This window comes from Pseudomonas sp. PB3P13 (genome assembly GCF_054897735.1).
In genome coordinates, this window is record NZ_CM142702.1 from 2,500,650 (window position 1) to 2,513,502 (window position 12,853).

The 12,853-nt window shown below is 55.7% G+C and carries 7 protein-coding genes and 2 pseudogenes; 7 read left to right on the forward strand and 2 right to left on the reverse strand.

All coding sequences use genetic code 11. From position 1 onward, the window contains the following. The first annotated feature begins 24 nt into the window (after positions 1–24). The 3 genes from ACYZT1_RS11665 to ACYZT1_RS11675 all read left to right on the forward strand — a co-directional run bounded on the left by ACYZT1_RS11665 (position 25) and on the right by ACYZT1_RS11675 (position 5,925). Positions 25–4,824, forward strand: a complete 4,800-nt coding sequence (locus ACYZT1_RS11665) for an RHS repeat-associated core domain-containing protein (protein ID WP_462019229.1) — start codon at positions 25–27, stop codon at positions 4,822–4,824. After that, positions 4,824–5,240 carry a hypothetical protein gene (locus tag ACYZT1_RS11670; RefSeq protein ID WP_462019230.1) on the forward strand — a complete coding sequence of 139 codons (417 nt, stop codon included), beginning with the start codon at positions 4,824–4,826 and terminating at the stop codon, positions 5,238–5,240. The genes ACYZT1_RS11665 and ACYZT1_RS11670 overlap by 1 nt, the downstream gene beginning before the upstream one ends. 451 nt (positions 5,241–5,691) lie before the next feature. Beyond that, positions 5,692–5,925, forward strand: a complete 234-nt coding sequence (locus tag ACYZT1_RS11675) for a hypothetical protein (protein ID WP_462019048.1) — start codon at positions 5,692–5,694, stop codon at positions 5,923–5,925. 243 nt (positions 5,926–6,168) lie between these two features. On the opposite strand, the pseudogene ACYZT1_RS11680 reads toward ACYZT1_RS11675, so the two are convergent. Continuing rightward, a pseudogene (locus tag ACYZT1_RS11680) lies at positions 6,169–6,591 on the reverse strand (catalase/peroxidase HPI); the annotation flags it as partial. A gap of 86 nt (positions 6,592–6,677) precedes the next feature. Between ACYZT1_RS11680 and ACYZT1_RS11685 the strand changes: the two are divergent. The 4 genes and pseudogenes from ACYZT1_RS11685 to ACYZT1_RS11700 all read left to right on the forward strand — a co-directional run. Beyond that, a pseudogene (locus tag ACYZT1_RS11685) lies at positions 6,678–8,540 on the forward strand (RHS repeat domain-containing protein); the annotation flags it as partial. After that, a complete protein-coding gene (locus tag ACYZT1_RS11690; RefSeq protein WP_462019049.1) occupies positions 8,540–8,959 on the forward strand; it encodes a hypothetical protein in 420 nt (139 codons plus the stop codon). The pseudogene ACYZT1_RS11685 and the gene ACYZT1_RS11690, both read left to right, overlap by 1 nt. Before the next feature lie 143 nt (positions 8,960–9,102). After that, positions 9,103–9,480, forward strand: coding sequence for a hypothetical protein (locus ACYZT1_RS11695; RefSeq protein WP_462019050.1), 378 nt, complete (start codon positions 9,103–9,105; stop codon positions 9,478–9,480). Between the two features lie 343 nt (positions 9,481–9,823). Further along, complete coding sequence (locus ACYZT1_RS11700) at positions 9,824–10,057, forward strand: hypothetical protein (protein ID WP_462019048.1); 234 nt, start codon at positions 9,824–9,826, stop codon at positions 10,055–10,057. A 246-nt stretch (positions 10,058–10,303) separates the two neighbouring features. Here the strand turns inward: ACYZT1_RS11700 and katG are convergent, their stop codons facing one another. Further along, positions 10,304–12,568, reverse strand: coding sequence for a catalase/peroxidase HPI (gene katG, locus ACYZT1_RS11705; RefSeq protein ID WP_462019051.1), 2,265 nt, complete (start codon positions 12,566–12,568; stop codon positions 10,304–10,306). Between the last annotated feature and the right edge of the window lie 285 nt (positions 12,569–12,853).

Sequence of the window (12,853 nt, forward strand, 5' to 3'; positions counted from 1 at the left end):
CTCCTCATGCCCAACGGTGCGGTGATGGATCACATCACGCGTATCGAAGAAGAACTCGGGCATTTCAGCGGCACGTTGAGTATGTATCGCCAGCGACTGGAAGGTGCTGTAAGCCAGAGCGCCGACAAGTTCAGCCGCTTTATGGACATGCCCTCGTTGATGGGCATGGAGCGAGTTATAAAACTGGGCGATACGACCACGTCGGTCGGCAGCAGTGATGACAACTTTTTCTCCACGGTTGCGCAGTGTCCTGACAACGGGATTCTGCAGATCGAGAGCAAGTTTGAGTCGGTTCATGAAATTCCTCTGGGCAATATCCAGGTCAATGTTATTGCCGTGGATGGCGGCCATAAAAAGGTCGTTACGCTGAATGAACACGGCAAGGGAGAGTTCAGAGGATTACCCGGCAAGTTCTACCGGGTCCATGTTCAGAGCGAAGTAACGCCAGAGCAGGTTGATGAGCTTTTTAAATCCTACGACGGCTTGACCCTGGAGTTGAGCGGCTGGTTGCGCACCGAGTGGGATGCATTCAAGCCGCGCTGGTCGCAGTCGACTTCTGCCGCGGTGGGCAATGGAATGCTTGCGGGAAGTTGGGCGGCGATTACCGGTGTCTGGGACAGCATCAGTTTGCTCTCGGACATTCTCCAAGACCCTCGCAAGTATGCCGAGCGGCTGGGCGAGGGTGCCAATCAGCTGGCCGAACTGGCGGAACAATTTCCGGCAACGATGGCAAAGGTTCAGTTGCTGGCCAGCGATGAAGCGGCGTTATGCCTGTTGCTGCGCACTGCCAGTCTTTGGCTGGACATGCTGCCGCCCAGCGATATTGCCGGCAAAACGGCGGAAGCGCTTTCAATGGTTGTAGTGCAGTTGCTGATCGATATCTTGATCGGGATTGTTCTGACTTTCGCCGGCGCGGGTATTGGCATCGCTTACTTGGGCCGGCGACTTGCCCACTATGGCGGGCGAATTCTCGACGCTGTTGTGGGTTTCGTTAAGGCGATCTTCACGATCATCAATAACTTCATGACGTATGTAGATCGTTACAAGACGGTTGCCGCGCGGGGCGTTGCGGCGGGGATTAAAAAGGGACGCATGCAACTGCGCTGGAAGGCGAAGCGCAACACCACGATCAAGCAGGATGAACACTTCGACAACGCGCCGGATCAGGCGAAAAACCCTAACGGCGACAGTACCGAATCTGCAGATAAAACCGCGACCAACAAGTGCCCGGTATCGATGGTCACCGGCGAGGAATTGCTGACGCTGGTTGATGGGACTCTGGACGGCGTGTTGCCGTTCGACTTCACCCGACTCTACCGCACCAGCGCCGTGGAGATCGATGGCGGTCTGGGGTTTGGCTGGAGCCATTCGCTGTCGCATCGCCTGGAGATCATCGGCGACTCGGTGGTCTGGGTCGACCATGAAAACCGGCGTACGACGTTTCCGTTGCCCAGCGCTGAACGTCCGGCGATTCATAACAGTTTGTCGCGCGCGGCGATTTATCTGGGGGATTCAAGCGACGAGCTGATCCTCGCGCAGGCCGGCGAACTGACGCGGTTTTATCACTTTCACAACGGTCGATTGACGGCGATCAGCGATGCGTACGGTAACCGCTTGCGTATTACGCGCGATCGCCAGGACCGTATTCAACAGCTGGATAACGGTGCTGGCCGGGCCTTGCTGCTGCGTTATGACCGCAGCCATTTGATCGCAGTTGATTATCAGGTGTTCGTGTCGGCGCCCAGTCTGGAGGAAGCCTGGCAGACCGAGCAGACGCTGGTGTCCTACCGCTACGACGCCTGTCATCGGTTGATCGAAGCGACCAACGCGGCCGGTGAGAGCGAGCGTTACGACTACGACGACCAGCACGTCATCCTGCAGCGGCAACTGGCCGGTGGGGCGAGTTTCTTCTGGGAGTGGGAAAAGTCCGGCAAGGCGGCGCGATGTATTCGGCATTGGGCGTCGTTTGCGCAGATGGAAGCGCGGTATGTCTGGGATGACGCCGGCAGTGTCACTGTTTTCAATGGTGACGGCAGCGAAGAAGTCTATGAACACGATGACCGGGCGCGGCTGGTGCGTCGGGTCGGGCTGGATGGCGGTGAACAGCTCAAGGCGTATGACGATCAGGGACAGCTGATCGCCGAACAGGATGCGCTCGGCGCCATCACCGAATACCGCTACGACAACGTCGGACGCTTGGTGGCGCTGATTCCACCGGACGAGGAGCCGACGTCCTACGAATACCGCAACGGTTTCCTGCACGCACGCTATCGCGGCAAAGCGGTGTGGACCTATCAGCGTAACGCCCAGGGCGATGTCACTGAAGCGACTGACCCGGACGGTCAGGTCACCCGCTATTTCTACGACGACAAAGGGCAACTGCAAACAATTCGTTACCCCGACACCAGCGGGCATCTGCTGGTGTGGAACGCTCTGGGCCAATTGGTCGAAGAAACGCTGCCGGATGGCGGTGTGCGGCGGTTTTCCTACGATGTTCTGGGACGCCAGACTACCCGGCAGGACGAACACGGTGCCGTCACCCGGTACCACTGGGACGCCATTGGCCGACTGCTGCAGACGACTTTGCCTACAGGGGCGACGCGCGCTTACAGCTACAACGCCTACGGCCAGATCACCGCCGAGCGCGACGAACTGGGGCGCATCACCCGTTATGAATATGCCGACGACTTGCACCTGGTCAGCCGGCGAATCAATCCCGACGGCACGCAGCTCAAGTATCGCTACGACAACGCGCAGCTCTTGCTGACGGAGATCGAGAACGAATCCGGGGAAAAATATCAGCTGGACTACACGCCCGGTGGATTGATCCGACAGGAAACAGGCTTCGACGGGCGGCGTACGGCCTATGCCTACGACCTGAACGGGCAGTTGCTGGAAAAGACCGAGTTGGGTGACGACGGTTCGGTTTTGCTCACCGCGTATGAGCGGGACCCGGCCGGGCGTTTGCTGGTTAAAACCTTGCCCGACGGGGTCAAGGTCACCTATCGCTATGACACGCTTGGTCGACTGATCGGCGTCGACGACGGCCACGATCATCCGCTGGAATTCGAGTACGACCTTCAGGACCGGCTGATCACCGAGCATCAGGGCTGGGGCACGCTGCGTTACGGTTACGACGCCTGTGGCCAGCTCAAACGGATGCGTCTGCCGGATGGCAGCAAACTGGATTATCAGCGTGCCAAGGGTGGCGCGTTGGTATCCATCGATCTCAACGGCGCGCGGCTCACGACCCATCAGTTTGTTTTCGGTCGTGAGCAAACCCGGCAACAGGGCGTGCTCACCAGCCAATACCACTACGACGAACAGGGCCGGCTGCAGGCCCACGCGGTTAACCAGCCGACTCGCCCGCTGTACATGCGCCACTACAGCTATGCGGTCAATGGCAACCTGGCAACTGTCGCCGACAGCCGTCATGGCCAGCGCAGCTATTACTACGACCCGCTCAACCGCCTGACCCGCGTCCGTCACACCCGCGATCAAAAACCCGAAAGCTTCGCCCACGACCCGGCCGGCAACCTGCTGATGCAGGACCGCCCCGGCCCAACCACCTTCAAAGGCAACCGCCTGCTGATGCAGGGCGACCGCCATTACGACTACGACGCCTTCGGCAACCTCATCCGCGAGCGCCGCGGCACCGCGCAAAAACTCGTCACCGAATATCGTTACGACAGCCAGCACCGCCTGATCGGCGTCACAACTCCGGACGGTCGCAGCGCAAGCTACCGCTACGACGCGTTCGGCCGCCGCATCAGCAAAACCTACGACGGGCACACCACGCAATTCTTCTGGCAAGGCGACAATCTTGTCGCTGAAAGCGGCCGCGAGCATTACCGCAGCTACGTCTATGAACCGGGCAGCTTCCGCCCGCTGGCCATGCTCGACGGCAAAGGCCCGAAGAAAGCGTGCCCGTTTTATTACCAGCTCGACCATCTCGGCACGCCGCAGGAGCTGACGGATTACAGCGGCGAGATCGTCTGGTCAGCGACGTACAACGCCTACGGCAAACTGACCGATGTCGTACACGGCGGAGGTGAGCAGCTCGAACAACCGCTACGTTTTCAAGGCCAATACTTCGACACAGAAAGCGGCCTGCACTACAACCGGCATCGGTACTATGATCCGAATATAGGCCGCTACCTGACGCCGGATCCGGTGAAGTTGGCGGGTGGGCTGAATCAGTATCGGTATGCGCCGAATCCGACGGGTTGGGTAGATCCACTGGGGTTGAGCGGGAACTGCCCGCCGCCGAATAAGCCCGGATGTGGGGCGCCGGATGATACGACTGGCGCGAAGGTTGATGAGGGTGAACCGAAGCTTCCGAAGCTGACCGGTGAGCAGCGGCGGGCGAGGATAGATGAACTGGCAGAGGCTAATGCGAAAAAGCGGGTTCTGGCGCTGGAGAAAAAATACAACATGCATACCGTCAAAAAGCACAGCTCGGAAATATCTGATGCGGCGCTCAAGCAGAGGGCTATTAATGGGGCGGATCCTCATACGGGAGAAATTCCGAAGCGCGCAAAAGGTAATCCGAGCTCGCAGTTCATTAATTGGAGGATGCATTCCAATGCATTGAATAAGGCCATGACGCGTGAAAAGTTGGGGTTGAGCTCTCATACCGGGAAAGACCAAGACAAGAACCCGATTGTAAGGATGGAAATACCTGGCGCCGGCCGGGGGTATCGGCCAAATAAAAAAGACATAAACAATCCAAAGCTGAACGAAGACTTAAATTGGTTCGAAGTCAAGCTCGATAAAAATGACGTAACCAGGCCTTTTACTGGTTATCCTTCGGAGAAAAAGTGATGCTGCTAGATCCATTTTTAAATGAAGCATTCCATCCCGACTTGATGTGGTTTATCGGAGTTTTCGGTGTGTACGATCGCGAGGAAACCTTAGGGGTGGAGCTCGAAGTTTATGATCCTAATAACAAGGACGATAGAGCTGATTTGATAAAAAACTACAGTTTGAATTTGAGCTATTTAACCTATCGACATAAGCTGGTGTTGGTGGAATATCTAGCATTTAAATTAAATGAAGATGGTTATGATTTTCAGAATCTTTTTAATATCGAAGAAGACGAAGCTAGAAGCTGGCCTCGCGGCGAGTGGTACGAATTGGAGAACCCACGTGATTTTCTTCAGCACGTTTATACTCTCGCGTTGGAAGTTTGGAGAGACGATCTGCTTAAAGCTAGATTGGAAGATCGGAATACCTGGTAAGGCTTGGAATTCATGACCGCTTCGCGCTCAATCTCAGGAAGTTAACCCACGCGGAAAAATTACGACTTTGCACGCCAAGACCAGTGAAGAGTCCGAATTTTAATTTTTTGGTTTTTTTTTGAAAGTGATCAGGGTCAGAATTATTACTTGGTGTGGGATGAAACGGGGATAGTCGATCATCGGCTTTTTTTGAAGATATCCGTAGGTTGGCAGGCGAAAAATGGAAGACTGATCTCGAACGAGCGGGACTGGAAAATCAGTGTGATTGGTAGCCAAATAGCGAGGTCGCCAATTTTGCTCCGCGCTTAATTGCGGGCATGTCTTGCCAGCGCCAAACACCAAACCCACCAACCGGCGGTCACCCACCTGAATTTTCCCAACCCCCCACAACTCCACAGTTCATGGAGCACTTGCTCTTTGATGGCGATGTATTCCGCCGGGGGACCTTTAAATGATTTCAATCGAAGACTTCAGGATCAACTCTCACGAGTGGCTGATCGAAATGGATGCGGCGACGATGGGGATGATGGTGCTGGTTTCATCCCGTGGTGTGTCGGGGCCGGCGTGGGAGGAGGCGACTTTGCGGCATCACAATGCGTGCGAGGATTGGAATGAATTTCTCAATGCTCGTGACCCTGCGTCGACACCGGGTCCAAAAGAAAAACCAGCGCTCAAGATCGTATAAGCGATGACCACCGGCTGATCCGTATTTTTCCGTCACACCTGCATCTGTTATGCGCGCGGCCAGCGGCTCACACTGGCAGCTCTTTCAGTGGCAAAAGGCAGCGATGGCCAAGATGTCGATTTTCCTCGGCGGATTTCTGGTGTTGACCATTTTGATTGGCGCACTGGCCACAATTTCCCCAGTTTAACCCACGGCCCAAAACACAACGCCTCCACTCAGGAGGCGTTGCAGTTTCAGCAACGGTTATTGAAGGTCGAACCGATCCAGGTTCATCACTTTGGTCCAGGCCGCGACAAAGTCGTTGACGAATTTCTCCTGCGAATCCGCACTGGCGTATACCTCGGCCAATGCGCGCAATTGCGCATTCGAGCCGAAGACCAGGTCGACACGGGTCGCCGTCCATTTCGCTTCACTGGTCTTGCGATCCCTTCCTTCAAACGCTGTGTTGTCGTGCGAGGTGGATTTCCATCCGGCGCTCATGTCCAGCAGGTTTTTGAAAAAGTCATTAGTCAGTGCTTCAGATTGTTCCGTGAACGCGTCATGGCGAGTTTGCCGGACGTTGGTGTTCAAGACGCGCATGCCACCGATGAGCGCTGTCATTTCCGGAGCAGTGTGGTTCAGCAGTTGAGCCTTGTCGATCAACAAGTGTTCGGCCGGAATGCTGTAGTCGTAGTAGGTTCGGTTTTGCTCACCGCGTAGCCTCAACATTCCGCGGTTCGGACATCCAATCGCCGAGGGCTTCCGCAACTAGGCGTTTGCTGGTTAAAACCTTGCCCGACGGGGTCAAGGTCACCTATCGCTATGACACGCTTGGTCGACTGATCGGCGTCGACGACGGCCACGATCATCCGCTGGAATTTGAGTACGACCTTCAGGACCGGCTGATCACCGAGCATCAGGGCTGGGGCACGCTGCGTTACGGTTACGACGCCTGTGGCCAGCTCAAACGGATGCGTCTGCCGGATGGCAGCAAACTGGATTATCAGCGTGCCAAGGGTGGCGCGCTGACGGGCATCGATCTCAACGGGGCACACCTTAGTTCACACACGTTCGTTGCCGGTCGCGAAAAAAATCGCCAACAAGGCTGGCTGCTCAGCGAATACGCCTACGACGATCAGGGCCGTTTGCAGGCTCACGCCCTCAGCCAAAACCAGCGATCGCTGTATCGCCGCGATTATGCCTACAGCGCCAACGGCAATCTCGAGCACATCGCCGACACCCGCCACGGCCAGCGCGATTACACCTACGACCCGCTCAACCGCCTGATCCGCGTCCGTCACACCCGCGATCAAAAACCCGAAAGCTTCGCCCACGACCCGGCCGGCAACCTGCTGATGCAGGACCGCCCCGGCCCGGCAAACGTCAAAGGCAACCGCCTGCTGATGCAGGGCGACCGCCATTACGACTACGACGCCTTCGGCAACCTCATCCGCGAACGCTGCGGCACCGCGCAAAAGCTCGTCACCGAATACCGTTACGACAGCCAGCACCGCCTGATCGGCGTCACCACCCCCGACGGTCGCAGCGCAAGCTACCGCTACGACGCCTTCGGCCGCCGCATCAGCAAAACCGTCGACGGGCAGACCACAGAGTTTTTCTGGCAAGGCGACAATCTTGTCGCTGAAAGCAGTAAAAGCCACTACCGCAGCTACGTTTACGAGCCCGGCAGCTTCCGTCCGCTGGCCATGCTCGACGGCAAAGGCCCGAAGAAAGCGTGCCCGTTTTATTACCAACTCGACCACCTCGGCACGCCGCAGGAGCTGACGGATTACAGCGGCGAAATCGTCTGGTCAGCGCAGTACAACGCCTACGGCAAAGTCACTGATCTCGTACACGGCAGCGGCGAGCAGCTCGACCAGCCGCTGCGGTTTCAAGGCCAATACTTCGACACAGAAAGCGGCCTGCACTACAACCGGCATCGGTACTATGATCCGAATATAGGCCGCTACCTGACGCTCGACCCGGTCAAGTTGGCGGGTGGGCTGAATCAGTATCGGTATGCGCCGAATCCGACGGGTTGGGTAGATCCACTGGGGTTGAGCGGGAACTGCCCGCCGCCGAATAAGCCCGGATGTGGGGCGCCGGATGATACGACTGGCGCGAAGGTTGATGAGGGTGAACCGAAGCTTCCGAAGCTGACCGGTGAGCAGCGGCGGGCGAGGATAGATGAACTGGCAGAGGCTAATGCGAAAAAGCGGGTTATGGCGCTGGAGAAAAAATACAACATGCATACCGTCAAAAAGCACAGCTCGGAAATATCTGATGCGGCTCTCAAGCAGAGGGCTATTAATGGGGCAGATCCTCATACGGGAGAAATCCCAGTACCGCCGAGAGGGAATCCAAGTTCTCAGTTTTCAAACTGGCGAATGCACTTCAATGCATTGAACAAGGCTATGACTAGGCAAGAGTTAGGCATCTCTCCTCATACAGGGGTAGACCATAGAGAAAACCCAATTGTAAGAATGGAGCTTCCCGGAGCTGGTCGTGGCTATAAACCCAACAGAAATAATCCAAATAACCCCGCGCTGAATGAAAACATGAATTGGTTTGAAGTTAAGTTTGACAAAGACGATATAAGCCGACCGTTTACAGGTTTTCCATCGGAGAATAAATAATGTTACGTCATCCGTTTTTAAATGATGAAGAGTTTCATCCAGGCTTAATGTGGTTTATAGGAGTTTTTGATATTTATGATCGAGAGGAGACCCTGGGTGCTGAGCTTGGAATCTACAACCCTAATCTTGAAGATGATAGAGCTGAGTTGATAAAGCAATATAGTTTGAATTTAGGATATCTGAACTATCGGCATAAGCTGGTTTTGGTTGAATTTCTAGCAGCTAAGTTGGCTGACAATAGCTATGATTTTCAGAATTTGTTTAATATTGACGAAGGCGAGGCTGCAAGTTGGCCTCGTGGCGAGTGGTATGAGTTGGAGAGTCCTCGAGATTTTCTTCAGCATGTTTATACCTTGGCGCAAGAGGTTTGGAGAGACGATCTGCTTAAAGCTAGCTTGGAAGATCGGAATACTTGGTAAGGCTTGGAGTCCATGTCCGCTTCGCGCCAAACCGCAGGCAATGACCCAAGCAGGGAAGTTACGAATTTGCACACTAAAAGCAGGAAAGAGTATTGGAAAACTCTAAATGGCGATCCGCAGGATAAAGTGATAAGGCCTAGTGAATGAATAAAAATATAGGAAAAAGCGCGTGCAATATTTCGGATATACGAGGTTTGCTGTTTGTTTTTGATATAGAAAATACACGTGACCTGCGCAGGGAGGAGATTATAGTTTCGAAGAATGTAAACAGCGATGACGAACTGGAAGAATTGTTTGATATTTTGCTGAGGCCGGAATTTCTTAGTTATACCGAAAACGAGCGACACTTATTCATCGCTACGTTGGTACATTTTTTAGATGTGGGTGACAATTTCAATGGAGTATTCTCGAAAATTGTTACTTATTTTGATGAAGAAGTTAAAGATCAAAGGAGATTTATGTCGGTGCTCCTTGAATGTCTGCGACGTTATCAGGCTGAATGGGAGGTGAGAATGCTTTAAAGGATCACCGCTACGATTTCGACGCACTGCTAAAATATGACCCTGAAGTGTATTCTTCATTCTCTGAAGGCTGGGACGAGATGGACAGTACTAGAGTTTTCTTCGAAGATATTCTTCGCCTGGCAAGGGTCGAATGGAAAGACGACCTACAGAAGGCCGCTCTGGAGGATCAAGCTACTTGGAGCTGATATTTAAAGGGCCGATAGATTTTGTGAGCGCTCTTCGTGCCAAACCCACCAACCGGCGGTCACCCCACCTGAATTTTCCCAACCCCCCCCACAACTCCACAGTTCAAGGAGCACTTGCTCTTTGATGGCGGTGTATTCCGCCGGGGGACCTTTCAATGATTTCAATCGAAGACTTCAGGATCAACTCTCACGAGTGGCTGATCGAAATGGATGCGGCGACGATGGGGATGATGGTGCTGGTTTCATCCCGTGGTGTGTCGGGGCCGGCGTGGGAGGAGGCGACTTTGCGGCATCACAATGCGTGCGAGGATTGGAATGAATTTCTCAATGCTCGTGACCCTGCGTCGACACCGGGTCCAAAAGAAAAACCAGCGCTCAAGATCGTATAAGCGATGACCACCGGCTGATCCGTATTTTTCCGTCACACCTGCATCTGTTATGCGCGTGGCCAGCGGCTCACACTGGCAGCTCTTTCAGTGGCAGGAGGCAGCGATGGCCAAGATGTCGATTTTCCTCGGCGGATTTCTGGTGTTGACCATTTTGATTGGGGCACTGGCCACAATTTCCCCCGTTTAACACACGGCACAAACCACAACGCCTCCACTCAGGAGGCGTTGCAGTTTCAGCGTCAACGATTATTGAAGGTCGAACCGATCCAGGTTCATCACTTTGGTCCAGGCCGCGACGAAGTCTTTAACGAATTTCTCTTGCGAATCCGCACTGGCGTACACCTCGGCCAATGCGCGCAGCTGCGCATTCGAGCCAAACACCAGATCGACCCGCGTGGCCGTCCACTTCGCTTCACCGGTCTTGCGATCCCTCCCTTCAAATTCGGTGTTATCTGGCGAAGTCGGTTTCCATTCGACGCTCATGTCCAGCAGGTTCTTGAAGAAGTCATTGGTCAACGCTTCCGACTGCGCCGTAAACGCACCGTGACGAGTTTGCCCGACGTTGGTGTTCAAGACGCGCATGCCGCCGATCAGCGCCGTCATTTCTGGAGCCGTGAGGTTCAGCAGTTGCGCCTTGTCGATCAACAAGTGTTCGGCCGGGATGCTGTAGTGCGATTTGGTGTAGTTGCGGAAGCCGTCGGCGATGGGTTCCAGAAAGCCAAAAGATTCGACATCGGTTTGCTCCTGCGAGGCGTCCATCCTTCCTGGCGTGAACGCCACCGTCACGCTGTGACCGGCGTTTTTCGCGGCTTGCTCGACGCCGGCGCAACCGGCCAGCACGATCAGGTCGGCCAGTGAGATTTTCTTGCCGCCACCCTGTGCACCGTTGAATTCGCTCTGAATACCTTCAAGGGTATCCAGGACTTTAGCCAGTTGCTCGGGTTGATTGGATTGCCAGAATTTCTGCGGTGCAAGGCGCAAGCGACCGCCGTTGGCGCCGCCGCGTTTGTCCGAACCGCGGAATGTCGAGGCTGCCGCCCAGGCCGTGGACACGAGCTGGGAGACCGATAGGCCCGACTGCAGCAGTTTGCTCTTGAGTGCGGCCACGTCGCTGTCGTTGACCAGGGCGTGGTCGACGTCGGGAATCGGGTCTTGCCAGAGCAGTTCTTCGGCCGGCATTTCCGGGCCGAGGTAGCGTGATAGCGGGCCCATGTCGCGGTGCAGCAATTTGTACCAGGCGCGGGCGAAGGCATCGTCCAGCTCCTGCGGATTCTCCAGATAGCGCCGCGCAATCGGCTCGTAGAACGGGTCGAAGCGCAATGCAAGATCCGAAGTCAGCATTGTCGGGTTGCGGCGTTTGTTCGGGTCGTGCGCATCCGGAATGGTGCCGGCCCCGGCCCCGTCCTTGGCGATCCACTGGTTGGCACCGGCCGGGCTCAGGTTCGGTTCCCACTCGAAACCGAAGAGGTTTTCCAGATAGTTGTTGCTCCACTGGGTCGGCGTGGTGGTCCAGGTCACTTCCAGGCCGCTGGTGATCGTGTCCGGGCCTTTGCCGGTGCCGAAGCTGTTTTTCCAGCCCAGCCCCTGCTGTTCGAGGCCGGCAGCTTCCGGTTCCGCGCCGACGTTGTCGGCAGGCCCGGCACCGTGGGTTTTGCCAAAGGCGTGACCGCCGGCGATCAGTGCGACGGTTTCTTCATCATTCATCGCCATACGGCCGAACGTTTCGCGGATGTCCTTAGCGGAGGCGAGCGGGTCGGGGTTGCCTTCCGGGCCTTCCGGGTTGACGTAGATCAAGCCCATTTGCACGGCCGCGAGCGGGTTTTCCAGGTTGCGGCCCTTGTCGGTACGGCTCTCCTCATTTTCGCCAGGCTCTGCGACCAGCGGGCCTTCGCCGGGTTCCTGCATCGGCTCATTGGTTTTGCCATAGCGGGTATCGCCGCCCAGCCACTTGTTTTCCGAGCCCCAGTAAACCGATTCATCGGGCTCCCAGACGTCCGGACGACCCCCGGAGAAACCGAAGGTCTTGAAGCCCATCGACTCCAGCGCGACGTTGCCGGTGAGCACGATCAGGTCGGCCCAGGAAATTTTAGGACCGTATTTTTGCTTGATCGGCCACAGCAAGCGGCGGGCCTTGTCGAGGCTGACGTTGTCCGGCCAACTGTTGAGCGGCGCAAAACGTTGCTGGCCGTAACCGGCGCCACCGCGACCGTCGCCGGTGCGGTAGGTACCGGCGCTGTGCCAGGCCATCCGCACGAAAAGCGGGCCGTAATGACCGAAGTCCGCCGGCCACCACTCTTGCGAATCGGTCATCAGTGCCCGCAAATCTTGCTTGAGCGCTTCAAAGTCGAGGGTCTTGAAGGCTTCGGCATAGTTAAAATTCTCATCCATGGGATCTGACAGGGACGAGTGTTGATGCAGGATTTTCAGATTCAGTTGGTCAGGCCACCAGTCGCGGTTCGTCGTGCCACCGCCAGCGGCGTGGTTGAACGGGCATTTCGATTCGTTTGCCATTTGCGAGCTACCTTTTGGTCGTATTCAATCGGCTACATGGCCCGAGATGGGCGTTGAATAACAACGAGCGAAGTCGATGACACAGGCTGCGGCCCTGCAGTTCGAGCAACTGACCAGATGAACACGCACGGTGTTCAAACAAGGCAATCAAGTGGCTTTACGGGCGGCCTTTTTCCGGCTTCGGACTCATTCCTGTCTCCTTATCAGCACTACATCGGCCAGCTTATGATGCCAGCGCCGGGATAAGGTTAGTCCCGACTTCAGGAGTCAGCTAATAGGTGCAGT